General features: G+C 65.5%; 24 protein-coding genes. 16 read left to right on the top strand and 8 right to left on the bottom strand.

The window, feature by feature from the left end:
• Nucleotides 1–12: 12 nt before the first annotated feature.
• Nucleotides 13–951 (bottom strand): LysR family transcriptional regulator, encoded by a 939-nt coding sequence (locus ACVIIV_RS01275; protein WP_456742544.1) that lies wholly within the window; start codon nucleotides 949–951, stop codon nucleotides 13–15.
• 210 nt (nucleotides 952–1,161) lie between these two features.
• Here ACVIIV_RS01275 and ACVIIV_RS01270 point away from each other — a divergent pair, with 210 nt between their 5' ends.
• From ACVIIV_RS01270 to ACVIIV_RS01245, 6 genes are all read left to right on the top strand, one after another.
• Complete coding sequence (locus tag ACVIIV_RS01270; RefSeq protein ID WP_456742543.1) at nucleotides 1,162–2,244, top strand: ABC transporter ATP-binding protein; 1,083 nt, start codon at nucleotides 1,162–1,164, stop codon at nucleotides 2,242–2,244.
• A 35-nt stretch (nucleotides 2,245–2,279) separates the two neighbouring features.
• A complete protein-coding gene (locus ACVIIV_RS01265; protein ID WP_456742542.1) occupies nucleotides 2,280–2,996 on the top strand; it encodes an HAD family hydrolase in 717 nt (238 codons plus the stop codon).
• Nucleotides 2,997–3,010: 14 nt separating this feature from the next.
• Nucleotides 3,011–4,318, top strand: coding sequence for an NAD(P)/FAD-dependent oxidoreductase (locus tag ACVIIV_RS01260; protein WP_456742541.1), 1,308 nt, complete (start codon nucleotides 3,011–3,013; stop codon nucleotides 4,316–4,318).
• Nucleotides 4,319–4,340: 22 nt separating this feature from the next.
• On the top strand, nucleotides 4,341–5,387 hold the full coding sequence (locus ACVIIV_RS01255) for an ABC transporter substrate-binding protein (RefSeq protein WP_456742540.1): 1,047 nt from the start codon (nucleotides 4,341–4,343) through the stop codon (nucleotides 5,385–5,387).
• A 69-nt stretch (nucleotides 5,388–5,456) separates the two neighbouring features.
• Nucleotides 5,457–6,269 (top strand): ABC transporter permease, encoded by an 813-nt coding sequence (locus ACVIIV_RS01250; RefSeq protein ID WP_456748644.1) that lies wholly within the window; start codon nucleotides 5,457–5,459, stop codon nucleotides 6,267–6,269.
• On the top strand, nucleotides 6,266–7,051 hold the full coding sequence (locus tag ACVIIV_RS01245) for an ABC transporter permease (protein ID WP_456742539.1): 786 nt from the start codon (nucleotides 6,266–6,268) through the stop codon (nucleotides 7,049–7,051). Before ACVIIV_RS01250 ends, ACVIIV_RS01245 begins: the two co-directional genes overlap by 4 nt.
• A 61-nt stretch (nucleotides 7,052–7,112) precedes the next feature.
• On the opposite strand, the gene ACVIIV_RS01240 is transcribed toward ACVIIV_RS01245, so the two are convergent.
• Nucleotides 7,113–7,802 (bottom strand): aspartate/glutamate racemase family protein, encoded by a 690-nt coding sequence (locus tag ACVIIV_RS01240; RefSeq protein ID WP_456742538.1) that lies wholly within the window; start codon nucleotides 7,800–7,802, stop codon nucleotides 7,113–7,115.
• Between the two features lie 215 nt (nucleotides 7,803–8,017).
• On the opposite strand from ACVIIV_RS01240, the gene ACVIIV_RS01235 reads away from it, so the two are divergent.
• Genes ACVIIV_RS01235 through ACVIIV_RS01220 form a run of 4 tightly spaced genes read left to right on the top strand, consistent with a single transcriptional unit; the run spans nucleotide 8,018 to nucleotide 12,519 of the window.
• A complete protein-coding gene (locus ACVIIV_RS01235) occupies nucleotides 8,018–9,679 on the top strand; it encodes a thiamine pyrophosphate-binding protein (RefSeq protein ID WP_456742537.1) in 1,662 nt (553 codons plus the stop codon).
• A gap of 3 nt (nucleotides 9,680–9,682) precedes the next feature.
• Nucleotides 9,683–10,948 carry an NAD(P)/FAD-dependent oxidoreductase gene (locus tag ACVIIV_RS01230; RefSeq protein WP_456742536.1) on the top strand — a complete coding sequence of 422 codons (1,266 nt, stop codon included), beginning with the start codon at nucleotides 9,683–9,685 and terminating at the stop codon, nucleotides 10,946–10,948.
• A 9-nt stretch (nucleotides 10,949–10,957) separates the two neighbouring features.
• Nucleotides 10,958–11,701, top strand: a complete 744-nt coding sequence (locus tag ACVIIV_RS01225; RefSeq protein ID WP_456742535.1) for an aspartate/glutamate racemase family protein — start codon at nucleotides 10,958–10,960, stop codon at nucleotides 11,699–11,701.
• Nucleotides 11,702–11,739: 38 nt separating this feature from the next.
• Entirely contained in the window at nucleotides 11,740–12,519 is a 780-nt protein-coding gene (locus ACVIIV_RS01220; RefSeq protein WP_456742534.1) for an SDR family NAD(P)-dependent oxidoreductase, read from the top strand.
• Between the two features lie 187 nt (nucleotides 12,520–12,706).
• On the opposite strand, the gene ACVIIV_RS01215 is transcribed toward ACVIIV_RS01220, so the two are convergent.
• From ACVIIV_RS01215 to ACVIIV_RS01205, 3 genes are read right to left on the bottom strand one after another with little or no spacing between them, the layout of a single operon-like run.
• Entirely contained in the window at nucleotides 12,707–13,501 is a 795-nt protein-coding gene (locus ACVIIV_RS01215) for an IclR family transcriptional regulator (RefSeq protein WP_456742533.1), read from the bottom strand.
• A gap of 19 nt (nucleotides 13,502–13,520) precedes the next feature.
• Nucleotides 13,521–15,254, bottom strand: coding sequence for an FAD-dependent oxidoreductase (locus ACVIIV_RS01210; RefSeq protein WP_456742532.1), 1,734 nt, complete (start codon nucleotides 15,252–15,254; stop codon nucleotides 13,521–13,523).
• 7 nt (nucleotides 15,255–15,261) lie between these two features.
• Nucleotides 15,262–16,476, bottom strand: coding sequence for an ABC transporter substrate-binding protein (locus ACVIIV_RS01205; RefSeq protein WP_456742531.1), 1,215 nt, complete (start codon nucleotides 16,474–16,476; stop codon nucleotides 15,262–15,264).
• Nucleotides 16,477–16,831: 355 nt separating this feature from the next.
• Here ACVIIV_RS01205 and ACVIIV_RS01200 point away from each other — a divergent pair, with 355 nt between their 5' ends.
• Nucleotides 16,832–18,133, top strand: coding sequence for an MFS transporter (locus ACVIIV_RS01200; protein WP_456742530.1), 1,302 nt, complete (start codon nucleotides 16,832–16,834; stop codon nucleotides 18,131–18,133).
• On the opposite strand, the gene ACVIIV_RS01195 is transcribed toward ACVIIV_RS01200, so the two are convergent.
• Entirely contained in the window at nucleotides 18,122–19,621 is a 1,500-nt protein-coding gene (locus ACVIIV_RS01195; protein ID WP_456742529.1) for a hypothetical protein, read from the bottom strand. The genes ACVIIV_RS01200 and ACVIIV_RS01195 overlap by 12 nt on opposite strands.
• 363 nt (nucleotides 19,622–19,984) lie before the next feature.
• On the opposite strand from ACVIIV_RS01195, the gene ACVIIV_RS01190 reads away from it, so the two are divergent.
• The 5 genes from ACVIIV_RS01190 to ACVIIV_RS01170 all read left to right on the top strand — a co-directional run bounded on the left by ACVIIV_RS01190 (nucleotide 19,985) and on the right by ACVIIV_RS01170 (nucleotide 23,292).
• On the top strand, nucleotides 19,985–20,446 hold the full coding sequence (locus tag ACVIIV_RS01190) for an Hsp20 family protein (RefSeq protein WP_122401819.1): 462 nt from the start codon (nucleotides 19,985–19,987) through the stop codon (nucleotides 20,444–20,446).
• Between the two features lie 76 nt (nucleotides 20,447–20,522).
• Nucleotides 20,523–21,014 carry an Hsp20/alpha crystallin family protein gene (locus tag ACVIIV_RS01185; RefSeq protein ID WP_456742528.1) on the top strand — a complete coding sequence of 164 codons (492 nt, stop codon included), beginning with the start codon at nucleotides 20,523–20,525 and terminating at the stop codon, nucleotides 21,012–21,014.
• 87 nt (nucleotides 21,015–21,101) lie between these two features.
• A complete protein-coding gene (locus tag ACVIIV_RS01180) occupies nucleotides 21,102–21,437 on the top strand; it encodes a hypothetical protein (RefSeq protein WP_456742527.1) in 336 nt (111 codons plus the stop codon).
• 164 nt (nucleotides 21,438–21,601) lie between these two features.
• Complete coding sequence (locus tag ACVIIV_RS01175) at nucleotides 21,602–22,708, top strand: trypsin-like peptidase domain-containing protein (protein WP_456742526.1); 1,107 nt, start codon at nucleotides 21,602–21,604, stop codon at nucleotides 22,706–22,708.
• Nucleotides 22,709–22,896: 188 nt separating this feature from the next.
• On the top strand, nucleotides 22,897–23,292 hold the full coding sequence (locus ACVIIV_RS01170) for a hypothetical protein (RefSeq protein ID WP_456742525.1): 396 nt from the start codon (nucleotides 22,897–22,899) through the stop codon (nucleotides 23,290–23,292).
• Between the two features lie 99 nt (nucleotides 23,293–23,391).
• On the opposite strand, the gene ACVIIV_RS01165 is transcribed toward ACVIIV_RS01170, so the two are convergent.
• Both ACVIIV_RS01165 and ACVIIV_RS01160 read right to left on the bottom strand, forming a co-directional pair.
• A complete protein-coding gene (locus ACVIIV_RS01165; RefSeq protein WP_456742524.1) occupies nucleotides 23,392–24,243 on the bottom strand; it encodes an HpcH/HpaI aldolase/citrate lyase family protein in 852 nt (283 codons plus the stop codon).
• Complete coding sequence (locus ACVIIV_RS01160) at nucleotides 24,243–24,746, bottom strand: MaoC family dehydratase (RefSeq protein WP_456742523.1); 504 nt, start codon at nucleotides 24,744–24,746, stop codon at nucleotides 24,243–24,245. Before ACVIIV_RS01160 ends, ACVIIV_RS01165 begins: the two co-directional genes overlap by 1 nt.
• Nucleotides 24,747–24,760: the final 14 nt, after the last annotated feature.

Genomic DNA, 24,760 nt, shown 5'->3' with positions numbered 1-24,760 from the left:
AGCACCGCCTGCCTAGTAACACGCCTCCATCGCCCCCAGCTTCGGATAGAGCCGGTCGATCGCGGCGATCTCGCTTCTCATCTGAGCGATGATCCAGTCGCGGATCTCGGCGGCGATGGGACGCATGATCCGGTTGCGCGGCGGCAGGAATTCGCAGATGCGGCGCGTGGTAGTCAGCGTGTCGGAGGCCGGCACCAGCGCGCCGGTGAGCAGCCAGTGCGAGGCGACCGTCAGCCAGCCGAGCGCGATGCCCTGCCCGAGCAGGGCGGCCTGCACCACGACAGCATAGTCGGTGAAGCTCAGCGCCTTGGCCGCGCCGCGGCGCCCGGTGAGGAGCGAAGCGTAATCCGCGGCCCAGTCGCCGGGCGTCTCGGCGAGGCGAATGATGGTGTTGCCCTCGGCGGGATCAGTCTCGCCGAGATAGCCGGGGCTGCACATCGGCAGCATCACTTCTTTCATCACCAGCATGCCGCCGGATGACGGCTCGTCGCGGTCGCGGAAGCGCATGCCGAGATCGACATTCTCGACCGGCCCGCGGAGCGCGCCGGAGATCAGCTGGAAGCGCAGATCCACTTGCGGAAACTGCTTCTGCAGCTTGTCGATGCGCGGCATCAGCCAGTGTGTGGTGAAGGCGGAGGAGACCGACAGCGTCACCGTCTCGGTGCCCTTGCGGCGCCGCTCGATCTCGACGAGCCCGCTCTCGATGCTGCGGAAGCCTTCGAGCACGCGGCGATACAAGAGCTCGCCTTCCTCGGTGAGCACCGCGCGCCCCGCCTTGCGATCGAACAGGCGGACGCCGAGATGCTCCTCGAACTGGCCGAGCATGCGGCTCACCGCCGGCTGCGTGACGTTCAGCTCGGCGGCCGCAGCCGTGAAGCTGCCATTGCGCGCCGCTGCGTCGAAGACGAACAGGGCGTTACTGGAAGGCAGCATGCGGCGCAGCTCGGGCATAACGTCATGTTATGGGCGCGGTGAGAATTTGGCAATTGCCGAGTTTTCGCAAGTCTGGTGTCATCGACATGACAGCCCAGAGACAGGGGCTCTGAACGACGATCTGCTGCAGCGCACGCTTCGGCCGTGGCTGCGCAGACTCCCTGTCTATAAAGCAGGCTTATGGCGCGCAGCGAGGCACGCCAGCTAGGGACATGGCGAGGTCGATCGTTGGAGAAGCGAGCGGAAAGCGTCGAGATCAGGTCCGCCAGCAAGGCCTATGGCGCCGTTCGCGCCCTCGACGACGTTTCGCTCAATGTCGGCGCCGGTGAATTCGTCTCGCTGCTCGGCCCCTCCGGCTCCGGCAAGACCACGCTGCTCGGCATTCTGGGCGGCTTCATCCTGCCGACCTCAGGCACGATTCTCTTCGGCGGCCGCGACGTCACATATATGCCACCGCACAAACGCGATATCGGCGTCGTGTTCCAAAACTACGCGCTGTTCCCGCATATGAGCGTCGGCGAGAACGTCGCCTTTCCGCTGCGCGCGCGGCGCCTGCCGAAGCCCTCCTGGCCGGACAAGGTGCGCGCAGCGCTCAGCATGGTCGGGCTTGCCGGTTACGAGGAGCGCGGCATTGCGCAGCTCTCCGGCGGTCAGCGCCAGCGCGTGGCGCTGGCGCGCGCCATGATCTTCGAGCCGCGCCTGATCCTGATGGACGAGCCGCTCTCCGCGCTCGACAAGCAGCTGCGCGAATCCATGCAGATCGAGCTGCGCGCGTTGCACAAGCGCATCGGCGCGACCATCATCTACGTCACCCATGATCAGCGCGAGGCACTGACCATGAGCGACCGCGTCGCGGTGATGAAGGACGGCAGATTGATCCAGATCGACAAGCCTGAGCGCCTGCACGATCATCCCGCCGATTCCTTCGTGGCGAGCTTCATCGGCGAAGCGACGATGCTGCCCGTCCGCCGCGTCGATGCTTCCAGCGTCGCGCTCGGCAATGCATTGCTGCGCAGCGCGCGCGCCATTCCCGATGGCGATGCCCTGATGCTGGCCGTGCACAGCGAGAAGCTGCTGATCGACGACGGCGCGCAGGATGCCGCCTGCAACCGGCTGACCGGAACGGTCACCGATATCGTCTACCAGGGCGAGAGCCTGCGCATTTTCCTCGCGCTCGCCGACGGCATCGCGCTCAGCCTGCGCCAGCCGAGCTATCACCAGGCCTATCACCGCATTCCGCCGCTCGGCGGCAGCCTCACCGTCACCCTCCATCCCGAGGACACCATCGTCGTGCCCAGGGCGAGGGACTGAACTCAAGCCTCATCCAACCCGAGAGAAGAAGCGATATGTCGTCAGCAGCCTCGTTCAGCAATTTCAAGATCCTCACCTTCGACGTCGTCGGCACCTTGATCGACTTCGAAACCGGCGTGCTCGAAGCCGTGCGCAAGATCGGAGGCAAGAAGGCGGCCGAGCTCAGCGACGAGCAGATCTTCGAGCCTTACAAGCGAGGCCGCGACAAGCATTACGAGCGCTCGAGCGAAGTGATGTTCCACGTCTATCGCCATCTCGCGACCGAGCTCGGACTGCCGGCTGATGATGCGTCCTGCGACGTGTTCCAGCTCTCGGTGCTGCGCTGGGGGCCGTTCGCGGATTCGGTGGAGGCGCTCAAGCGCCTGCGCACGAGGTTCCGTCTGGTGGCGATGACCAATGCCGACCGAGTCGCACTCTCATGCTACGCGCATGCGCTCGGCAATCCCTTCGACGACACCGTCTGCGCCGACGACACCGGCGTCGCCAAGCCGAACCCGGAATTCTTCGCTTATAACAAGGGCCGCCAGTCGGCGTTCGGCTACAAGCAATCCGACATCCTGCACGTCGCGCAGAGCCAGTATCATGACATCGGGATCGCGCGGAAGCTCGGCTACAAGGTGTGCTGGATCGAGCGTCGCCAGGGCATTGCCGGCTTCGGCGGTACGCCGGCGGTGGAGACGCTGACCAAGCCGGACTTCCATTTCCCGACGCTGAAGGCGCTCGCGGACGCCGCGATCGGGCCGGCGGCGTAACGGAGAGCTGTGGCATGACGCGGGATTTTAGCGCGCTGCCTTCGGTCAATTCGCTGTGGGAAGCCACGGCGGATCCGGCGCGCGACTATCCCGTGCTGTCGGGCGAGCAGCAGGCGGATGTGGTGATCATCGGCGCCGGCTACACGGGCCTCTCCGCCGCGCACCACATTGCCAAGAGCGGGCTCAGCCCCGTCGTGCTCGAGGCCAACCGTCCTGGCTGGGGGGCGAGCGGGCGCAATGGCGGCGTGATCACCGCAAAGTTCCGCCTCTCGTTCCGCGAGATCGACGCCGCGCACGGCCGCGCCATGGCGCGGCGCATGTACGAGATCGCGCATGAATCGACCGACATGGTCGAGGAGCTCGTCTCGGAATTCGGCATCACTAGCGCGAACCTCACGCGTATCGGCCAGGTCAAGGCTGCCCACAATGAGACGACGCTGAAGGCCGCGATCGACGAAGCCAACTGGATGACGCGCGAGATGGGCTCCGGCGCGGTCCGCATCCTCGACAAGAACGGCGTGCGCGAGGAAACCGGCTCCGACATCTTCGTCGGCGGCGTGCTCAATCCCGGCTCGGGCGGCATCCATCCGCTGAACTATCTGCGCGGCCTCGCCGACGGCGTGGCGCGCCGCAGCGTGCCGATCTTCCAGGAATCGCCGGTGGTGCGACTACGGAAGGAGAACGGCGGCATCCTCGCTGAGACGCCGCAAGGCGCGGTGCGCGCCAGGCAAGCGATCATGGCCACCAACAGCTATTCGGACTTGACCGGCGCGACCGCGTATCTGCAGCGCACGCTGATCCCCTTCCGCAGCGCCATCGTCGCGACCGAGCAGCTGCCGCGCAATCTCGCGGGAAAGCTGATGCCGACGGGGCGCACCTACACCGAGACCAAGCGCATGATGCGCTGGTTCCGCATGGTGGACAACCGCGTCATCTTCGGCGGCCGCGGCGCCTTCGGCAAGCAGGACTCGCAAGCCGCATTCGACGCCTTGCGCAAGGCGATGGTCGGCATCTTCCCCGACCTCGCTGATGTCCCGCTCGCATACAAATGGTCGGGCCTCGTTGCGATGACGCTGGACTCGGTGCCGCATATCGGCCGGCTCGACGACCGCACGCTGTTCTCGGTCGGCTACAACGGCGCCGGTGTTGCGATGTCGAGCTTGATGGGCCGCTATCTCGCCGCCTTCGTCCGCGGCGAGACGCCCGACATGGGCCTGCTCGACGCGCGGCGCATGAAGGCGATTCCGTTCTATCCGCTGCGTGAGCCCGCCGTGCGCGTGGTCGCCGGCTGGTACCAGTTTCTCGATGCGATCGGTCAGTGAGCTCTATTTGGAGGAGGCGAGGATGACGATGAAGCAGAGTTTGGGATTGGGTTGCGCGCTGCTGGGCGCGATCGGATTGACCAGCGCGGCTGATGCCGCCGAGCAGATCACCTTCGTCTCGCAGGGTGGCGCCTATCAGCAGGCCCAGACGGTGGCGATCCTCGATCCCTCCGCCAAGAAGCTCGGCATCACCATCAACCAGGATTCCATTCCCGACGCCTGGCCCGCGATCAAGACGCAGGTCGGCAGCGGCAAGCCGATCTGGGACGTCGTCGACACCCCGACCGGCAACTGCCTGCGCGGCGGCGAGCAGGGGCTGATCGAGAAGCTCGACTTCTCGAAGATTCCAAACGGCGCGGCGATGCCGGAGGCCTATCGCAGTCCCTATTCGGTGTCCTACGAGTTCTATTCCAGCGTGCTGTCCTACAGCCAGAAGACCTTCCCGAAGGACGCGCCGAACAGCTGGGCCGATTTCTGGGACGTCAAGAAATTCCCCGGCCGCCGCGCGCTGCGCAACCACCCGTTCGCGACGCTCGAGGCGGCGCTGATGGCCGACGGCGTCGCGCCCGACAAGCTCTATCCGCTCGATGTCGACCGCGCCTTCAAGAAGCTGGAGGAGATCAAGCCGCACATCACGGTGTGGTGGACCTCCGGCGCGCAGTCGGCGCAGCTGCTCAATGACGGCGAGGTCGATATGGAGATGGCCTGGAACGGCCGCGTCAGTGCGGTCGCCAAGGAGGGCGCCAAGGTCGCCTTCACCTACAACCAAGGCATCCTGCAGAGCACCTCGCTCTGCATCCTCAAGGGTGCGCCGAATCTCGGTACGGCCATAAAATTCCTCAACGAGGCCGTCGATCCCGTGCACCAGGCCAACCTGCCGCTCCACATCGATTACGGCCCGGGCAATCCGAAGGCGTTCGAGACGGGCGTGATCAAGCCCGAGCGCGCGGCGCAATTGCCGAGCGAGCCGGCGAATGCGGCGAAGCAAGCGCTGATGTCCTACGCCTGGTGGTCCTCGCCCGCGGGCGAAGCCGCCGAAAAGCGCTGGGCATCGTTCATGCAGAAGTAAGGCGAGGCAGCGTTGACGACATCCTTGCCAGATCCCTCCCAGAAGCATCAGCGCCGCGAGCACGGGCTGATGCTGGCATTGGTGTCGCCGGCGCTGCTGGTGATCCTGGCCCTGATCGTGCTGCCGGTCGGCTGGCTGGCCTGGCAGTCGATCTATCATGACGGCTTCACGCTGGAGAACTATCGCCGCGTCTTCACTGAAGACCTCTACTGGCGCAGCTTTGCGCTGACCTTCGAGATCAGCCTCGCGGTCACGTTGATCGCGCTGCTGCTCGGCTACCCCGTGGCCTATCTCGCCAATTCGGTGCCGAAGGGCTGGAGCATCCTCATCCTCTCACTGGTCGTGCTGCCGTTCTGGACCAGCGTTCTGGTCCGCGCCTATGCCTGGCTGGCGCTGCTCCAGCGCAGCGGCGTGATCAATCAGTTCCTGCGCTACGTCGATGCAATTTCCGAGCCGCTCGCGCTGGTCCATAACACGTTCGGCACGGTGATCGCGACCGTGCACATCCTGCTGCCGTTCATGGTGCTGCCGCTCTATGCCACCATGCAGAAGATCCCGAACGACCTCATGCAGGCCGGCGCCAGCCTGGGCGCGAGCCCGTCGCTCACCTTCATGCGCGTGTTCCTGCCGCTGTCACTGCCGGGTGTGCTCGCCGGCTGCACCATGGTGTTCGTGCTCTGCCTCGGCTTCTACATCACGCCGGAGCTGCTCGGCGGCGGCCGCACCGTGATGGTGTCGATGCTGGTGAGCCGCAATGTCGAGCTCTACAACCAATTCGGCGCAGCCAGCGCGGTCGCCGTCGTGCTGTTAATAAGTGTGCTCGCGATCTTTTTCATTGTAAGCCGCTTCATTTCGCTCGATCGTGTGTTGGGGCAGAAATGATGCGCGCCTCGCCCGCACGGATCGCCCTCTACGTGATCAGCGCGCTGGTGCTGGTCTATCTGATCCTTCCCGTCCTGATCATCGTGCCGATCTCGTTCTCCAGCGCGCGCTTCCTGACCTTCCCGCCGCCGTCCTTCTCGCTGCGCTGGTACCAGCAATATTTCTCAAATCCGGCCTGGATGCAGGCGACGCGGGTGACGCTGTCGATCGCGCTCCTCACTGTCGTGATCGCGACCCCCTTTGGCGTGGCCGCTGCCTATGCCATCAGCCAGTCGAAGCTGCGGATCATGCGGCTGATCCATATGGCGCTGCTGCTGCCGCTGGTGGTGCCGATCATCATCACAGCGGTCGGCATTTTCTTCGTCTATGCCAAGGTCGGCCTGGTCGCCACCATGCCCGGCCTCGTGCTGGCGAACGTGATGCTGGGCTTGCCTTACGTCGTCATCTCGGTGCTGGCGGGCCTGCAGAGTTTTGATCCGGCGCAGGAGATGGTGGCGCGCAGCCTCGGCATGAACCGCCTGCGCAGCTTCTTCGCGGTGACGCTGCCGCAGATCAAGTCCAGCGTGGTTGCCGGCGGCATCTTCGCTTTCATCTCGGCGATGGATGAGACCATCGTCGCGCTGTTCATCTCCGGCGGCCAGTACCAGCCGCTGACTAAGCGCATGTTCACCGCGCTTCGCGACGAGATCGACCCGACCATTGCCGCGATATCGACCTTGATGACGGCGGCCTCCTTCATGCTGGTGCTGCTGGCGGGCGCGCGACAGAAGCGGAGCGGGTGAGGATAACGCACGTCCCAGGGACCTCGATCCCGGCACGGGGCTGAAAATTGGGGGGAGCAAATTATCCGATCGCGAAATCGGCTGCCGTCTCTGCGTGAATTGCGGTCGTGTCGAACGTCTCGACCGATGTGTCGTCCGGGCCGACCAGCATCGTGATCTCGGTGCAGCCGAGGATCATGCACTCGGCGCCGCCGGCGACCAGGGCCGCCATCGCCTCCTGGTAGCGACGGCGGGAGGGTGCGGCGACGTTCCCGAGGCACAGCTCGTCGTAAATGATGCGGTTCACCTCGGCGCGCTCGTCCGCGGGAGGGACCATGACGTCGAGATCGTGCGCGCGCAATCGGTCGACGTAGAAGTCTTCCTCCATCGTGAACTTGGTGCCGAGCAACCCGACCCGCCGATATCCCTTGGCCCGGATCCGCTCGGCCGTCGCATCGCCGATGTGAATGAACGGCACGGTCACGCTCGAGATGATCTCGGGCGCCAATTTATGCATCGTGTTCGTGCACAACACGATCGCTCGCGCGCCGGCGCTTTCGAGGAGCCGTGCGACGTCCGCCAGGCTGGCTGCCGCCTCCTGCCAGCGCCCGGCGTACTGCATCTGCTTGATCTCCTCGAAATCGTAGGAATACATCAAGAGCGGAGCGGAATGCAGCTTTCCCATGCGGTCGCGGATGCGCTCGTTGATGAGCCTGTAGTAAAGCGCGGTGCTCTCCCAGCTCATGCCTCCGATCAGGCCGATGGTTTGCATTCCGGTGCTCCAGACGAGTTGGTTCGGCCGGATCGTAGACGAAGATTTCGAAGCTCGCCATCACGGCCTTGGCAGGGCCTGTAGTGCAAACCGCAGGGACGGGCATGACGCCTGCGCAGGCTGCAAGAAGCCTTTCGATCTTGCGCGCTCTCCCGGCCTGTCCTACGCCAGTTTCCGAATATATGAGCGCATCGCCGAAGCCTTGAGGAGCCGACATGACCATTCGCAACACCCGCACCGGGGGCCAGATCCTGATCGATCAGCTCGTCGCCCAAGGCGTCGAGCGCGTCACCTGCGTGCCGGGTGAGAGCTATCTGGCGGCGCTCGATGCGCTGCATGACAGCCCGATCGACGTCGTGATCTGCCGCGCCGAAGGCGGCGCCGCGATGATGGCGGAGGCCTATGGCAAGCTCACGGGGCGGCCCGGCGTCTGCTTCGTCACCCGCGGCCCCGGTGCCACCAATGCCAGCCACGGCGTCCACATCGCGATGCAGGATTCGACGCCGATGATCCTGTTCGTCGGCCAGGTCGACACCGGCATGCGCGAGCGCGAGGCGTTCCAGGAGCTCGACTACAAAGCAGTGTTCGGCTCGATGGCGAAATGGACGGTCGAGATCGATCGCCCCGACCGCATTCCGGAGCTGGTCGCGCGCGCCTTCCGCGTCGCCATGCAGGGCCGCCCCGGTCCCGTGGTGATCGCGCTGCCGGAGAACATGCTGACCGAGACCGCGGCCGTCGCCGATGCCATGCGCATCGAGCCTGCCGTGAGCTGGCCGGCGCCTGCCGATATCGAGAAGCTGGGCGCCATGCTGGCGGGCGCCAAGGCGCCGCTCGTCATTCTCGGCGGCTCGCGCTGGACCGATGAGTCGGCGAATAGCATCGCGCGCTTTGCCGAGCGGTTCGACCTGCCGGTCGCGACCTCGTTCCGCCGGGCCTCGCTGATCGACGCCGACCATTCGCACTATGCCGGCGATCTCGGCATCGGGCCGAGCCCGGGCCTGAAGGCGCGCATCGAGGGCGCCGATGTCATTCTGCTCATCGGCGGCCGCATGTCGGAGATGCCGTCCTCGTCCTATACGCTGCTGGATATTCCCACTCCGCGGCAGAAGCTGATCCATGTGCATCCGGGCTCCGAAGAGCTCGGCCGCGTCTATCAGCCCGCGCTGGCGATTCAGGCGACGCCGGCTGCCTTCGCCGCCGCCGTCGAGACGCTGAAGCCCGCCGGCGCGGTGGCCTGGAAAGGCGAAGCCGCCAAGGCGCACGCCGATTATCTCGCCTGGACCGGGAAGGCGCGCGAGCTGCCGGGCACGTTCCAGTACGGCCAGGTGATGACCTGGCTGCGCGACCGCCTGCCCAAGGACGCGATCGTCTGCAACGGTGCCGGCAATTATGCCGGCTGGATCCATCGCCATCACCGCTTCCACAGCTTTGCCGCGCAACTGGCGCCGACCTCGGGCTCGATGGGCTATGGCGTGCCGGCGGGCGTGCTCGCCAAACGGCAATATCCGGATCGCGTCGTCGTCGCCTTTGCCGGCGACGGCTGCTTCCTGATGAACGGTCAGGAATTCGCAACCGCCGTGCAGTATGACGCGCCGCTGGTCGTCATCGTCGTCGACAATGCGCAATACGGCACCATCCGCATGCACCAGGAGCGCGACTATCCCGGCCGCGTCGTCGGCACCCAGTTGAAGAACCCGGACTTCGCGATGTATGCGAAGGCGTTCGGAGGCCATGGTGAGCGTGTCGAGCGCACCGAAGAGTTCGCGCCCGCGTTCGAACGCGCGCTGGCCTCGGGCAAACCGTCGATCCTCCACTGCATCATCGATCCGCGCGCGATCTCGGTCGGCAAGGATTTTGCGCCCGCGGTGAAGGCGTAAGCCGTGGCGACCGGTCGCCACGTTGCGATCATCGGAGCCGGCGCGGTCGGTGTGATCAGCGCCATCGAGGCGCTGCGCGAGGGCCATCGCGTCACGCTGATCGATCCCGGCGAGCTAGGCGGCGAACAGGCGGCGAGCTACGGCAATGCCGGCTGGCTGTCGTCGCATTCGGTGATCCCGCCGGCCGAGCCGGGCGTCTGGAAGAAGGTGCCGGGCTATCTCCTGGACCCGCTCGGCCCGCTCGCGATCCGCTGGTCGTACCTGCCGAAAGCGCTGCCCTGGCTGATCAAGTACCTGCTCTCGGGCTGGACCGAGGCGCGGGTCGAGACGACGGCGTTTGCGCTGCGCGACCTCTTGAAGGATGCGCCGCTGCTGCACCGGAAGCTCGCGGAAGAGGCCGGCGTGCCCGAGCTGATCGAGCGCAACGGCGTGATGCATGTGTTCACCTCGCGCGGCAGTTTCGACAACGATCTCGGCTGGCGTCTGCGCAAGAAGGTCGGCGTCGAATGGCTGGAGCTCAATGCCGACGAGATGCGTCAGCGCGAGCCTGATCTGCATCCGCGCTACACCTTTGGCGTGGTGGTGGAGGAGGCCGGACGCTGCCGCGATCCCGGTGCCTATGTCGCCGCGCTTGCCGCTCATGCGATCGCCAGTGGCGCGAAGCACGTGCAGGCCAAGGCGACCGGTCTGAAGCTAGACGGCAACAAGCTCGCGGCTGTTCTCACCGAGACCGGCGAGATTGCCTGCGATGCCGCGGTGGTCGCGGCTGGTGCCCGCTCGAAGCAGCTCACCGCGTCGGTCGGCGATTCCCTCCCGCTCGAGACCGAGCGCGGCTATCACGTCATGATTGAGGATCCGGAAGTAGGTCCGCGCAGCTCGATGATGGCATCCGACGCCAAGATGGTGGTGAATTGGACTGACAAGGGCCTGCGTGCCGCCGGCACGGTCGAGATCGCTGGTCTCGAAGCCGCGCCGAACTGGAAGCGCGCCGAAATCCTGCGCAACCATCTGCTCGGGATGTTCCCGAAACTGCCGAAGGACATCCCGGCCTCGCGCATCAAAACCTGGTTCGGCCATCGCCCGAGCATGCCGGATGGGCGTCCCTGCATCGGCCATGCGCGCGCCTCCCGCGACATCGTCTATGCTTTCGGCCACGGCCATGTCGGCTTGGTCGGCTCGGCCCGCACTGGCCGCCTTGTCGCCCAGCTCCTGAGCAGCAAGCAGCCCGAGATTCCACTCGCGCCGTTCGCACCCGATCGTTTCCTCTGAGAGCGCACCATGACCACCTCAGCCAGCTCGCCCTCCCGCATCGCCCGTGGCGGCAAGGCCGTCTATGGCGCACCGCTCGGCATCCTGATGCTGGAGGCACGCTTCCCCCGCATTCCCGGCGATATGGGCAACGCCACGACCTGGCCGTTCCCCGTGCTCTATCGCGTGGTCAGCGGCGCCTCGCCGGAGAAGGTGGTGCTGAAGAGCGCGGCCGGCCTGCTGCCCGACTTCATCGACGCGGCCAAGGATCTGGTGCGGCTGGGGGCCGAGGCCATCACCACCAATTGCGGATTCCTCTCGCTGTTCCAGAAGGAGATCGCGGCGGCGGTCGGCGTTCCCGTCGCGACCTCCTCGCTGATGCAGGTGCCGTGGGTGCAGGCGACCTTGCCGCCGGGCAAGCGCGTCGGCCTCGTTACGGTATCGGGCTCGACGCTGACGCCGTCTCATCTCGAAGCCGCCGGCGTGCCGCTCGATACGCCGCTGGCCGGCACCGAGAACGGCAAGGAGTTTTTTCGTGTCCTGATCAAGGCCGAGAAGGACGACATGGACATCGCGCAAGCCGAGCGTGACGTGGTCGAGGCCGGCAAGCAGCTCGTCGCCAAAAATCCGGATGTCGGCGCCATCGTGCTCGAATGCACCAACATGCCGCCTTACGCGGCCGCGCTTCAAGCCGAAGTGGGATTGCCCGTCTACGACATCTATTCCATGATCACCTGGTTTCACGCGGGCTTGCGCCCGCGCGTATTCACGTGATGTGACGGTGAGATTGTCCCAAGTCCTGGAGTGAGACCATGAAACTGTCCGGCAAGGTCGCAGCCATCACCGGCGCGGCGCGCGGCATCGGCAAGGCCTGCGCGAAGAGGTTTTTGGACGACGGCGTCAAGGTCGTCATTTCGGACATCGATGCCGAGGGCCTCGCCGGCACGGCCGCCGAGCTTGGCCGGCCTGATGCCTTGCGCACCGTCGTCGGCAACGTCGCCTGGCGCACCGATGTCGATCAACTCGTCGCGACTGCAGTGAAGGAGTTCGGCCGGCTCGACATCATGGTCAACAACGCCGGTGTCGCCCGCAACCGGGACATCCTCGAGATTACCGAGGAGGAATTCGACGAGATCATCGGCATCAACCTGAAAGGCGCGTTCTTCGGCGTGCAGGCGGCGGCCAGGCAGATGATCGCGCAAGGCGGCGGCGGGGTCATCATCAACATGTCCTCGGTGAATGCGCTGCTGGCGATCCCGGCGCTGGCGACCTACGCCATGTCCAAGGGCGGCATGAAGCAGCTGACGTCGGTCGCGGCCGTCGCGCTCGCCCCGCACAACATCCGCGTCGTCGCGGTCGGGCCGGGCACGATCCTGACCGACATGGTGGCGTCGTCCATCTACACCTCGGACGATGCCCGCAAGACGGTGCTGTCACGCACGCCGGCCGGCCGCGGCGGCGAGCCGAGCGAGGTGGCGTCCGTCGTGGCGTTCCTCGCCAGCGACGATGCGTCCTACATCACCGGGCAGACGATCTATCCGGATGGCGGCCGGCTGGTCCTGAACTACACGGTGCCGGTGAAGGAGAAGTAAGGGGCATCGAAAACGCCCCATACTCGCTGTCATCGCCCGCGAAGGCGGGCGATCCAGTATTCCAGAGGCGGGTGTTGGAGAGCTCGCTCCCGCGACATTCGCCGCGGCGTACTGGATGCCCCGCCCCTGTGCGCAATTGCGCACTAGGCGGGGCATGACAGCGGTTGATGTGTTGGGCTGCGAAGCCTCACTCCGCCGCAACCGTCATCCCGTGACCCAGCCGCTTCGAGATGGCGCCGGCGCAGTCGCGTAGCGCGTGCGCGATCGGGCTGTCCCAGCGGGCGTCGAATGTTCCTTCCGGCCCCATCGCGGTGATGACCAGCGCGACGTGGCCGGAATGATCGAATACGGGTGCCGAGAATGCGTTGACGCCGGGCAGGGGATCGCCGAGCGCGCGGGCAAGGCCGTGCTTGCGCACCTCGGCGAGCATCTCGGCAACCTTCGCGCCTCTCACGGCGCGCTTTGGATTGTAGCCGACGCCATGACGGTCGAGGCCGCTTTCGAGCGCGGCGTTGATCGTCTTCTCCGGCAGGAACCCCGCGAACGCGCGGCCCGTCGCAGTCTCCAGCAGCGCCATCACCGAGCCGACGCGCATCACGATGTGCACCGGCTGGGCCGGCTCTTCGAGCTGCACCACGGTCGGGCCGTGCGTGCCCCAGACCGCGAGCGAGACCGCGTGGCCGATCTGGCTTGCGAGGCCAGCGATCTTCGGCCGTGCTATGCGCACGCCGGAAAGCCGGCGCAGGCTGATCAGGCCGAGCTCCAGCGCCAGCGCGCCGATCTCGTAGCGGCCGGTGCTCTCGTCCTGCTCGATCAGGCCGATACGGGAGAAGCTGGCGAGATAGGGGTGCGCCTTGGCCGGGGTCATGCCGGCCTCGCGGGCGAGATCGCGCAGCATCATCGGCTCGCCGCTCCTTGCGAGCGCGCGGAGCAATTCTCCGCCGACCTCGATCGACTGGATGCCGCGGCTTTCCCTCTTCATGCGCCTCCTGGCGTTTTGCTTACGCCGCGTCGCGCTTGGCGGCGCTGTCGGCAAGATGTCTGCCGGCAATGTAGCCGAAGGTCAGCGCCGGCCCAAGCGTGATGCCGGCGCCGGGATAATTGCCGCCCATGATGCTCGCCATGTCGTTGCCGGCGGCATAGAGGCCGGGAATCACCCGTCCCTCGGCGTCGAGTGCCCGTGCGTTCTCGTCGGTGACGATGCCGGCATAGGTGCCGAGATCGCCGATCACCATCTTGATGGCGTAGAACGGACCGTTCTCGATCGGCGCGACGCAGGGGTTCGGACCGTGCAGGGCATCGCCCTGGTAGCGGTTATAGGCCTTCGAGCCCTTGCCGAAGGCGGCATCATGGCCTTGCGGCGCCGTCACATTGAACTGCTTGACGGTCTCGGCGAATGCCTCGGCATCGATGCCGGCTTTCGCCGCCAGCGCCTCCAGCGTATCGCCGCGCATGAGATAGCCGGTCTTCAAATGATGACCCAGCGGCATCGGGAAAGGCGGCACGCAGCCGAGGCCATACTTCCGCAACGTCTTGTGGTCACAGACGAGGAAGGCGGCGATCTCCTTGCCGGGCTTGGCAGCCTTGACCATGGCCTGGACGAAGTCGTGATAGGAATTTCCTTCATTGGCAAAGCGCTTGCCGTCGCGCATCACCGCGATCACGCCGGGTTTGGCGCGGTCGATGAAATGCGGCATCACGCCCTTGGATCCGTCCTTGCGCGTGGTCAGCGACACCGGGACCCAGGCCGCCGCGTTCGGCAGGCGATCTTCGATGCGTCCGCCGGCGCGCTCGGCCAGACGCAATCCGTCGCCGGTGTTGCCGATCGGCCCCGGCGAATAGTGCTCGTTGCCGGTCGGCGCATGCGGGAACATCTTCTTGCGCCGTTCGACATCATGCGGAAAGCCGCCGCAGGCGAGCACGACGCCGTGGCGTGCACGAACGCGCACCTCGCGTCCCTCGCGCGAGACGATCGCGCCGGTGACAGCACCGTTCTCGACCGTCAGCTCGCGCACCGGCGAGGACAGCCACATCGGAATCTTGAGGTCGAGTGCGGATTTCGCAAGTCGCCCTGCGAGCGCATTGCCGTTGGTGAGCGTCATGCCGCGGCCGTAGCGCAGCACGTCCATCAGATGCCGCGACAGCCGCTTGGCGACATAGACCGCCGAGGCCAGCGACTTCGTCACCCGCATGAAATGGATGATCTCCTTGCCGCTTCCCAGCATCATGCCGAACACGGTGAGCTCGGGCAGGGGCATGCCGAGCGTCTTGATCAGCTCGCCGAGCTCGCGGCCGTCGAACGGGCGCGTCACCATGGAGCGGCCGCCCTGCGCGCCGCCGGGCGCTTCGGCGTGATAGTCCGGAAATACCAGCGGCATGTCGAAACGCAGTGCGGTCTTGGTGGTGAAGAAATCGACTGCCTCGGGGCCGGCGCTCAGGAAGGCATCGACGCGCGCGGCGTCGTAATTGTTGCCGGCTTCATGACGCAAGTATGTGCGGGCCTGGTCCGGTGTCTCCTCAATGCCATAGGCCTTTGCCAGCGAGGTGCCGGGAATCCAGAGCCAGCCGCCGGAGCGGGCAGTGGTGCCGCCGAAGCGCGGCTCCTTTTCGACGATCAGCACGTCGAGCCCGCGATCGCGCGCGGTGATCGCGGCCGACATGCCGGAGCAACCCGATCCGGCCACGAGCACATCGCACTCGTAAGTCTCAATTGCGCCATGCTCGTTGCCGGTCATCTGGACCTCACTTCTTCAGGAGCGGACATTTGGATTCGGAGACCGGGCGGAAGGCATCCTCGCCCTTCACGGTCTTGACGACATCCAGATAGTCCCACGGCTCCTTGGACTGCTCGGGCTTCTTCACCTTGGCGAGATACATGTCGCGGATAACGCGGCCGTCCTCGCGCAATTTGCCGCCGTGGACGAAGATATCCTCGATCGGCAGCTCGCGCATCTTGGCCATCGCCTTGGCGGAATCGTCGGTGCCGGCCGCCTTGATCGCCTTCAGATAGTGCAGCACCGAGCCGTAGACGCCGGTCTGGATCATGGTCGGCATCACCTTGGTGCGCTCGTAGAACTTCTTCGACCAGGCGCGGGTGGCCTCGTCCATGGCCCAGTAGGAGGCTGTGGTCATGTAGGTGCCCTGCGCGGCCTTGAGGCCGATCGCGTGCACGTCGGTGTCGAACATCAACAGACCGACGAGCTTCTGGCCGCCCTGGACCAGGCCGAACTCGCCGGACTGCTTGATCGCGTTGTCGGTGTCCTGACCGGCATTGGCGAAAGCGACCACGTCGGATTTCGAGCTCTGCGCCTGCAGCGCGAAGGAGGAGAAATCGGCGGTGTTGGTCGGATGCTTCACGCCGCCGAGCACCTTGCCGCCCATCTCGTTGATGAATCGCGTCGCGTCCTTCTCGAGCTGCTGGCCGAAGGCGTAGTCGGCCGTGATGAAGTACCAGGACTTGCCGCCTTCCTTGATCACGGCGGAGGCCGTCACTTTGGACAGGGCATAGGTGTCGTAGGTGAAGTGCACGGTGTTCGGGCTGCACAGCTCGTCGGTCAGCGAGCTCGCGCCGGGGCCGGAGAGCAGCGCGATCTTGCCCCGCTCACGCACCATGTTGTGCACGGCGATCGCGATGCCGGAATTGGGGATGTCGACGACGGCATCGACCTTGCCGTTGTCGAACCAGCCGCGGACGACCTGAACGCCCACATCGGTCTTCATCTGGTGGTCGGCACTGATGATCTCGATCGGCTTGCCGAGCACGGTCGGGCCGAATTCCTCCACGGCCATCTTGGCCGCCTCGACCGAGCCCGGCCCGCTATTGTCGCGGCCCCAGCTCGACAGGTCCGTCAGCACGCCGATCCGCACCACGTCGTCGGAGACTTGTGCGGTGGCCGCTGTGGTCATGGCAGCCGAAGTCATGGCCGCGAGCATGGCGGAGGCCAGAAGCCCTCTCATTATCGTTTCCTCGCTTATTGGCCGCTTGGTGCGGCAGGGTGGGATAAATTAGATAATAGCGAATGAGTTTGTCAATTGCGAATATGGGCGGAATGGGTTCCGCGATCGTTGGGCAATGTCGCGTTGGTAGCGCTAATGCCTCAACACCCGTCATTGCGAGCGAAGCGAAGCAATCCAGAGTCTTTCCACGGAGGCAGTCTGGATTGCTTCGTCGCAAGGGCTCCTCGCAATGACGGGTGGTGCGACACCTGCGCACAAAATCCCGCGCCGTTATCCTGTGAGAGACAACACCTCCACAGATTGCAACCGTCACAACGTTTAGCCATGATGCGCTCTGGAATCGTTGGGGCAGGGCATGACGACAGCAACGGGGGTCTCCGTTTCCGCGGAGAGATCGACGACGGCGCATGTGGTGTGGGCAAGCGCGCTCGGCACCGCCATCGAGTGGTACGATTTCCTGATCTACGGCACGGCGGCAGCGCTGGTCTTCAACAAGCTGTTCTTCCCGAGCTTCGATCCCTTCGTCGGTACGCTGGCGGCGTTCTCGACCTATGCGGTCGGCTTCGTCGCGCGTCCGATCGGCGGCGCGATCATCGGGCATTACGGTGACCGGCTCGGCCGCAAGACCATGCTGGTCGCGACCATGATCGCGATGGGACTCGGCACCTTCCTGATCGGCTGCCTGCCGACCTACAGTCAGATCGGCGTCTGGGCCCCGATCCTGCTCGTTATCCTTCGTTTCGTTCAGGGCATTGGGCTGGGCGGCGAGTGGAGCGGCGCGGTCGTGATGGTGATCGAGCACGCCGGCAATCGCCGCGGCTTCTACGGCAGCCTGGTGCAGGTCGGCTTTCCCGTCGGCGTCGCCGCCTCCACCGGCATCTTCGGCCTGATGACGAAGCTGCCCGAGGCGGACTTCCTCAGCTGGGGCTGGCGCGTGCCGTTCCTGATCAGCATTCTGCTCGTCGGCGTCGGCTTCATCGTGCGGCTCAGGCTCGCGGAGACGCCTCACTTCAAGGAGATCGTCGAACGCAAGGAGGTGCTGGCGCAGCCGGCCCTCGAGGTGCTGCGCCGCGACTGGCGCAGCTTTCTGCTGGCGATCGGCATCACCGTGTCGGAGGTCGGGCTCGCTTATCTCCTCACCGTGTTCACGGTGGTTTACGCGACGACAAAGCTCGGTCTGCCGCGGCAAGTGATCCTGGATGCGGTGGTCTATGCCGCCATCGTCGAGTTCGCGACGCTGCCGTTGGCGGGCTGGCTGTCCGACATCTTCGGACGCAAGGCGCTGTATCTCGCCGGCGGCGTATTCTCGGTTGCGCTGGCCTTTCCGCTGTTCTGGTTCCTCGACACCAAGGAGCCGGCGCTGATCACGCTCGCGCTCGTCGTCACGATGACGCTCACCCATGCGCTGCTGTTCGGGCCGAAGGCCGCGTTCATGCCGGAGCTGTTCCGCACCCAGGTGCGCTACAGCGGCGCCTCGCTCGGCGCCAACGTCGCGGCGGCGCTGAGCGGCGGCTTCTCGCCGCTGATCGCGGCTGGGCTGCTGGCATGGGCCGGCTCGTACTGGGCAGTGTCGGTCTACATCGTCGCGCTGTCGATCGTCACGATCATCGCGACGCTGATGGCGCCGGAGACGGCGCGGGACTCGCTAAGATCCTGAACGCCGGGACGAGCAAGCGGGATTTGCAGCGTTCGGAAACACCAGGAATGTGATTGTCGCCGGCGCAAGCCGAATTGATCCCGGCGGTGTTGCGCGTGCCTCTAACCGGGGCAGCTGGCCATCGGTGGTCAGCGCGAGTCTCTTGCCGTTCAACTGCACAATCGTGGCCTGCAACCGCGCCGCGTGCAGTGTGTACCGTTCAGCGGAGTCCGATAACGCCAGCGCGTGTGATGTGCGGCGCGACGTGTTGATTGCAAGCAGCGACACCGCTCCTGCCGTGGCCGGATGGCAATGCGCATAGAGATGGAGATCGCGCGGGGCAGCCATGCCTGCGTCGAGCACGATCGTTCCCATCAGCCGGCGCCAGAGCAGCGCGGCCCAGTAGCTCGGCCGCGGCCGGAACGTTGTTTCGTCGAGCAGGCCGTAATCGCTGGCGGCCAGCGTGTTGTGCATCACCACCTGGACGCCGGCCCTCGCCAGGCGTCCGAGCTGGTCGAGATAGCGGAACGTGTCGAGAAAGGTCCGGTCCCATCGGCTGCCGCCGCAGGCCGCATCAGCGGTCTCGGTCAGCCAGATCGGCTTGCCGGGCTCGAATGCGTCGCGCAGGGCCTGATAGGTCCTGAGTGTCGCATCCGTGCGGGCCAGCCATTGTTCGGAGAGGGCCTGCGCCGGATCATCGTGCCCGCCGCAGCGCGGCGAGATCGTGTTGTAATGGTGATAGGAGAAGCGATCGACGCCGGGACCGGATGCGGCAAGCAGGTCGCGTGTGGTGATGCCCGCATCGGATGGCGACGGTGCATCGCCGACCGAGCCGGGACCGAGGATCAGCGTCTCGGGCGCGGTCCGCCGCATCCAGTCGCGGAAGACCTTGAAGTCGCGGCCATAGGCGATCGCATCGTATCCCGCCGCTGCGCCGCCCGTCGCGGCGAGCGTCGGCTCGTTCATGAATTCGGCGGCGGCGATACGGCCGCCCAGCTCGCGCGCGGCGCCGACCAACTGCTGCGCCTGATCCGGCTTCCATATGCCGTTGGCATCGCGGCTGCCGGGGCTGATCGCAAAGGAGGTGACGATCTCCGCATCGACCGCACGCGCGAACTCCATGACGCCGCGCCACTGCGCCCTGCTGAGCACCGAGTTGAATCCCGGCGGCGGCTTTCCCGGCGCCTCGGCAAAGAACGTTGCATTGGCCCAAGTGCCGCTCACGCGCAGATAGACCGGCGACAACGCTGCGGCGAGCAGGCGCAGTCGCGCATTGGCAAGATCGATCGGCGATCTCGCGCTGTAACGATCCCGTTCGTCGAAGGGACGCCCCGTTGGCGGATAAGGCTTCCAGAACCGTCCGCCGGTCACCTCCACCATCTCGATGTTGTAGGATTGAAAGCGCACGTCGATCGTTCCGAGCTCTTTGAGATCGGTGGGTGCGATGAAGATATCGTCGGCGTGCGCCGCGCACATCGTTGCGGCCGCGAGCAGCGCGATCGTCGTCATGCGCCGGTCCAAATGCATGAGAGGCAACCCTGGCCTTTATCCGGACCGACAATTTATCTGTATTTTACCTCGCCATCGACGCCGACTGCCGGACCGCCGCCGCCGGTGGCGCCAAGGGAGCCGGCCGCCGCGGCGGCAAAGGGGGGACGGACCGGCACCACCAACCAGGGCGGGACACAAAAAAATCTTCGGCAGCCCCCTTGAAACTGATGTCCGGTTTTCTAAGTCGTTTTTCGCCGCGAGAGCGGTGTGCCGGATGCCAGAATCGGGTCCGGCACGGGCGCCGGGCTGGTCTTTTCGGACCCGTCTGAATTCCCGCCTTGCGCTCCTTCGTATCCATCTTGCTCTTTGGAGGACTTGGTTATGAGGACCAGTTTCGACTTCGCGCCCCTGTGGCGCTCCACCATCGGATTCGATCACCTGGCCGACCTCGTCGACAGCACGCTGCGCCAGGCGACCGAGGACAACTATCCCCCCTATAACATCGAGCGTTCCGGCGAAGATCACTACCGGATCAGCCTTGCAGTGGCAGGTTTCGGCGCCAGCGATATCACCGTGACCGCCGAGCAGAACGCGCTCACCATCGAGGGCAAGAAGCCCGAGACCGCTGCGCGCGAATACCTGTACCAGGGCATCGCCGCACGTCCGTTCCGGCGCGTGTTCAACCTCGCCGATTACGTCCAGGTGAAGCAGGCCTCGTTCCAGGACGGGCTCCTGATCATCGACCTCGTCCGCGAGGTTCCGGAAGCGATGAAGCCGCGCCGGATTCCGATCGCGGGCGGCGCTCCTGCGGCATCGCAGATCGAGCAGAAGAAAGCAGCCTGAGCGCTCGATCGATCAAACGGCGGAACGCGGCGCGCGGGTGCGCGGGCCGCGCTCCCGATGCACGAAGGAGAGAACCATGGCTTTTCGTGATCTCATTCCCTGGTCGAGAAACCAGGAGCTTGCGCCGGTGCGCGACAATTTCGATCCCTTCCTGACGCTTCACCGCGAGATGAACCGTCTGTTCGACGATGTCTTCCGCGGCTTCGGCGGGACCGGCCTGTCGCCGCTGATGGAAGGCCGTTTCGGCTGGCCGAAACTCGAGCTCAGCGAGACCGACAAGACGCTGACCGTCTCGGCCGAGCTTCCCGGCCTGACGGAGAAGGACGTCCAGGTCGAGATCGCCAATGGCGTGCTGACCGTCCGCGGCGAGAAGAAGGCGGAGCACAACGGCGAGGGCAGGTACTTCACCGAGCGCTATTACGGCGCTTTCGAGCGGCAGATCCCGCTGGAGGGTGTCGAGGAGGACAAGGCCGAGGCGTCGTTCAAGGATGGCGTCCTGACCGTGTCGCTGCCGAAATCGGAGAAGGCGCGCGAAGGCGTCAAGCGCATCGCGATCAATACGCATTAGTGTCAAGCGGGGCGGCGGCGATTGGCGCCGCCGTCTCATCGTCAACAAATCCGTCCCCCCGGAAAGGAGCATGAGGGAGACACACCAATGACCAACGTGAAGACCCGTTCCGGCACTCTCGATCCGCTGTTTCACCCAGCGGCCCACTACGACTCGCCGGCCGAAGTCCTGAATGCCGAGGAGCTCTCCACGCCGGAGAAGCGTATCATCCTGTCGTCCTGGGCATCCGACATGTACGCGGTCGAATCCTGTCCGGCCTTGCGCGAGATTCCCGGCATGAGCCACACGGTCCGGCTCGTCGACATTCTGGCCGCGCTGCGCCAGCTCGACGGCGACAATGACAATGACGACCCGCCGCGGGGCGGCGGCGTGCCGATGCGGCTGCGGCGGCCATGGGCCGCCGCAGAAGGGCGGGCCGCATGATGTTCACGCCCACCATTCTCGGACTGGTGCTGCTCGGCCAATCCTCGGCAGCCTGGGCTGTTCCCTATCTGGCCCTGCAGGGCTGGATCGTCGCGCCACGCGACGAAGGCTGAAGCCACCAGGGTCTCGAACATCCACACAACGCAAAGCGGCAGGTGAAGATGATGAATGCTGTGCGTCTGCTTTTCCTGGCCTTGCTGGTGCTGACGCTTACAGCGTCGCAGCCTGCCGCCGGCCAAATTCCGGATTTGAAGACCGGCGGCTCGGTGCCGACCCTGGCGCCGCTGGTGCGTCAGGTGACGCCCGCCGTGGTCAACATTTCCGTGCATGGCCGCGTGCGCGAGGACAACCCGCTCTATCGCGACCCGCTCTTCCGTGAGTTCTTCGACGTTCCCAGGCAGATCGAGAAGGAGGTCAATGCGACCGGCTCCGGGGTCATCGTCGATGCCCAGCGCGGCTATGTGCTGACCAACAATCACGTGGTCGAAGGCACCTCCGCCGTTCAGATCACGACCAGGGACGGTCGGCAATTTTCCGCCAAGGTCATCGGCCGCGATCCGCCGACGGACGTCGCGGTGCTCCAGATTCAGAACCCGGCCGGACTCAAAGCGCTTCCCTTCGGAGATAGCGATGGGCTCGAAGTCGGTGATTTCGTCCTTGCGATCGGCAATCCCTTCGGCCTCGGCCAGACCGTGACATCAGGGCTCGTCAGCGCGCTGGGACGCACCGGCCTCGGCAAGCAGGGCTATGAGGATTTCATCCAAACCGATGCGGCGATCAATCCCGGCAATTCCGGCGGCGCGCTGGTGAGCCTGCGCGGCGAGCTCGTCGGCATCAACTCGGCGATCATCTCACCCGCGGGCGGCAATGTCGGCATCGGCTTTGCCATTCCGGTCAACATGGCGCGCAAGGTGATGGAGCAGATCATTGCCAAGGGGCGCGTCGAGCGCGGCCGCATCGGCGTTTCGCTGAGGGACCTGCATCCGTCGGTCAACAAGGGTTTGAATCAGGGCGCTGTCATCGCCGAGATCGCCGCGGATTCGCCGGCGGAGCAGGCAGGGCTCCGCAAGGGCGATATCATCACCCGGGCCGACGACCGTCCGATCCGCACCGCCGCCCAGCTCCGCAACACGATCGGACTCGCGCGCGTCGGCGAGGAGGTGAAGCTGACCTTGTTGCGCAACGGCGCACCGCTCGCGGCCGTGGTGAGAATAGCGCCCGCGCCCGAAACGAGCAGTGCCGCCGCCGGCGGCAATCGTCTCGTCCGCTAGCAAAGCTCGCGGCGCGCGGTGACGCGCCGATCCATGCGTCGGCCGGCCTCCGCCGCAAGCCCCGACCGGCAGGGCGCAGACCGTCAACTAGCCGAGTTCCAGCGGCCGATTGCCCTGCGATGGGCCATATACCAACGTGGTGCCGCCATATTTGAGCGGGAGTGATCTTCCGTGAGGGAGGCACTCCGATGCACAAGGCTCTGATCACCGCTATTGCAATTCTGGCTTGTGTGCCAGCGGGCGCAGTTGCGCAGGAGCGCGCGGGCTCGGCAGCGCTCGGCGCCTTGTCTGGTGCGGTCGTGCTGGGCCCGGTCGGAGCCGTCGCAGGAGCCTTGGTCGGCTACACGGCCGGACCGTCGATCGCCCGGTCCTGGGGCCTGAGAGGTTCGCAATCGGCAAGACACCGGCAGCCGCCGCGTCGCGCGGCCGCGACCCGCGTTCCACCGCGCACGCGCGAGGCGATGAATGCCAACGGCCAGATGAGAGCTGCCGGCAACCCGCCGCCGGTTCATGCCGCGCCGGTCCAAGCCGCGCCTGCCGTCTCCGCGCAAGCCGCGACGCCGCCCGTTCAGGGATTCGATTGACGCCTCGGCGTCAGGCCGCCGCCTTCGGCCTCAACCGGTCGACCCTCCGCGTAATCAGCGCTGCTACCGCGAACGATCATGGCGCAGCTTGCGTCCCGATCAGGGCTGGCCGAGAATCTTCTTCGCGGCGCGAAGGTGCGGCTTGTCGATCATCTGGCCGTCGAGCCGCAGCGTGCCGGACTTGGGATTGCTCGCGAACGCCGCGATCACCTTCTCCGCCCATATGCGCTCGGCCTCCGTCGGCGCGAAGGCCGCGTTGACGATGTCGACATGCTTGGGATGGATCAGCGCCTTGGCTGAGAATCCGTCGCGCCGCGCCGCGCGCGTTTCGGCTTCGAGGCCGGCGAGATTGTCGATGTCGGTGTAAACCGTGTCGATCGGCGCGACCTCGGCCGCGGCTGCTGCCATCAGGCAGAGATCGCGCGCCAGGCGATAGGGGCTGTGGAACACGCCGCCGGAGGCTTTCTCGGTGGCGCCGAGCGAGGCCGAAAGATCTTCCGCGCCCCACATCAGCCCCGCGAGACGGGGGGAGCAGCCCTTGTAGCTGCCGAGCCCGAAGATCGAGCCTGCCGTTTCGGTCGCGACGCAGACGATGCGGGTGGCGCCGATCGCGATGCCGGCTGCCGCCTCGAGCGCTTCGAGCCAGGTCGCGACCTGCCGCACGTCGTCGCCGCCTTGCGATTTCGGCAGCACGATGCCGTCCGGCCTGCCCGGCATCACGGCGGCAAGATCGGCCAGCGTCATGCCGGTATCCAGAGCATTGACGCGGACATAGAGCTGATGTGGCTTGTTGCGGCCTTTCAGCATCGCAAGTGTCAACCCGCGCGCCTCCGCCTTCTTCTCGGTGACGACGGAGTCCTCGAGATCGATGATCAGCGCGTCGGCCTTGCCTTCGCTCGCCTTCTCGAATTTGCGCGGGGAATCGCCCGGCACGAACAGCATCGAACGCATCAGACCGGCCTCTTGTGCATCATCGCCATGCGGCGGCATTTGCCGACGATCTCGTCGTTCTGATTCAGAGCATGGTGCTCGAACTCGACGATGCCGGCCTTGGGCCGCGATTTGGATTCCCGCACCGAGAGCACCTTCGTCGTCGCCCGCAAGGTGTCGCCATGGAAGGCCGGCTTTGGAAAGGTGACGTCGGTCATGCCGAGATTGGCGACGGTGGTGCCCAAGGTCGTATCATAAACCGTCATGCCGATCATGATGCCGAGGGTGTAAAGGCTGTTGAAAATGCGCTGGCCGAACTCCGTCTTCTCGGCGAAATGCGCGTCGATGTGCAGCGGCTGCGGATTGAGCGTCAGCAGGCTGAACATGGTGTTGTCCATCTCGGTGACGGTCCGGGTCAGCGGATGCCTGAACTCCTGGCCCACGGAAAAGTCTTCGAAATAGAGTCCGGCCATCGCGGTTTCCTCCCTGCGAAATAACGGCGCGCTCGCACTGTCGCGCCGCATGACCCTATGCATGG

The organism is Bradyrhizobium sp. USDA 4354, assembly GCF_054060315.1.
Note: the sequence above shows the minus strand (reverse complement) of the source record. Positions and strands in the feature narration are given on the sequence as shown.

Bases quoted from the DNA above. Each gene is read 5' to 3' on its own strand.
- ACVIIV_RS01275 (WP_456742544.1), bottom strand. From the start codon at position 951: ATGCCCGAGCTGCGCCGCATGCTGCCTTCCAGTAACGCCCTGTTCGTC.
- ACVIIV_RS01265 (WP_456742542.1), top strand. From the start codon at position 2,280: ATGTCGTCAGCAGCCTCGTTCAGCAATTTCAAGATCCTCACCTTCGAC.
- ACVIIV_RS01260 (WP_456742541.1), top strand. From the start codon at position 3,011: ATGACGCGGGATTTTAGCGCGCTGCCTTCGGTCAATTCGCTGTGGGAA.
- ACVIIV_RS01255 (WP_456742540.1), top strand. From the start codon at position 4,341: ATGACGATGAAGCAGAGTTTGGGATTGGGTTGCGCGCTGCTGGGCGCG.
- ACVIIV_RS01250 (WP_456748644.1), top strand. From the start codon at position 5,457: ATGCTGGCATTGGTGTCGCCGGCGCTGCTGGTGATCCTGGCCCTGATC.
- ACVIIV_RS01245 (WP_456742539.1), top strand. From the start codon at position 6,266: ATGATGCGCGCCTCGCCCGCACGGATCGCCCTCTACGTGATCAGCGCG.
- ACVIIV_RS01240 (WP_456742538.1), bottom strand. From the start codon at position 7,802: ATGCAAACCATCGGCCTGATCGGAGGCATGAGCTGGGAGAGCACCGCG.
- ACVIIV_RS01235 (WP_456742537.1), top strand. From the start codon at position 8,018: ATGACCATTCGCAACACCCGCACCGGGGGCCAGATCCTGATCGATCAG.
- ACVIIV_RS01225 (WP_456742535.1), top strand. From the start codon at position 10,958: ATGACCACCTCAGCCAGCTCGCCCTCCCGCATCGCCCGTGGCGGCAAG.
- ACVIIV_RS01220 (WP_456742534.1), top strand. From the start codon at position 11,740: ATGAAACTGTCCGGCAAGGTCGCAGCCATCACCGGCGCGGCGCGCGGC.
- ACVIIV_RS01215 (WP_456742533.1), bottom strand. From the start codon at position 13,501: ATGAAGAGGGAAAGCCGCGGCATCCAGTCGATCGAGGTCGGCGGAGAA.
- ACVIIV_RS01210 (WP_456742532.1), bottom strand. From the start codon at position 15,254: ATGACCGGCAACGAGCATGGCGCAATTGAGACTTACGAGTGCGATGTG.
- ACVIIV_RS01205 (WP_456742531.1), bottom strand. From the start codon at position 16,476: ATGAGAGGGCTTCTGGCCTCCGCCATGCTCGCGGCCATGACTTCGGCT.
- ACVIIV_RS01200 (WP_456742530.1), top strand. From the start codon at position 16,832: ATGACGACAGCAACGGGGGTCTCCGTTTCCGCGGAGAGATCGACGACG.
- ACVIIV_RS01195 (WP_456742529.1), bottom strand. From the start codon at position 19,621: ATGACGACGATCGCGCTGCTCGCGGCCGCAACGATGTGCGCGGCGCAC.
- ACVIIV_RS01190 (WP_122401819.1), top strand. From the start codon at position 19,985: ATGAGGACCAGTTTCGACTTCGCGCCCCTGTGGCGCTCCACCATCGGA.
- ACVIIV_RS01185 (WP_456742528.1), top strand. From the start codon at position 20,523: ATGGCTTTTCGTGATCTCATTCCCTGGTCGAGAAACCAGGAGCTTGCG.
- ACVIIV_RS01180 (WP_456742527.1), top strand. From the start codon at position 21,102: ATGACCAACGTGAAGACCCGTTCCGGCACTCTCGATCCGCTGTTTCAC.
- ACVIIV_RS01175 (WP_456742526.1), top strand. From the start codon at position 21,602: ATGAATGCTGTGCGTCTGCTTTTCCTGGCCTTGCTGGTGCTGACGCTT.
- ACVIIV_RS01170 (WP_456742525.1), top strand. From the start codon at position 22,897: ATGCACAAGGCTCTGATCACCGCTATTGCAATTCTGGCTTGTGTGCCA.
- ACVIIV_RS01165 (WP_456742524.1), bottom strand. From the start codon at position 24,243: ATGCGTTCGATGCTGTTCGTGCCGGGCGATTCCCCGCGCAAATTCGAG.
- ACVIIV_RS01160 (WP_456742523.1), bottom strand. From the start codon at position 24,746: ATGCGGCGCGACAGTGCGAGCGCGCCGTTATTTCGCAGGGAGGAAACC.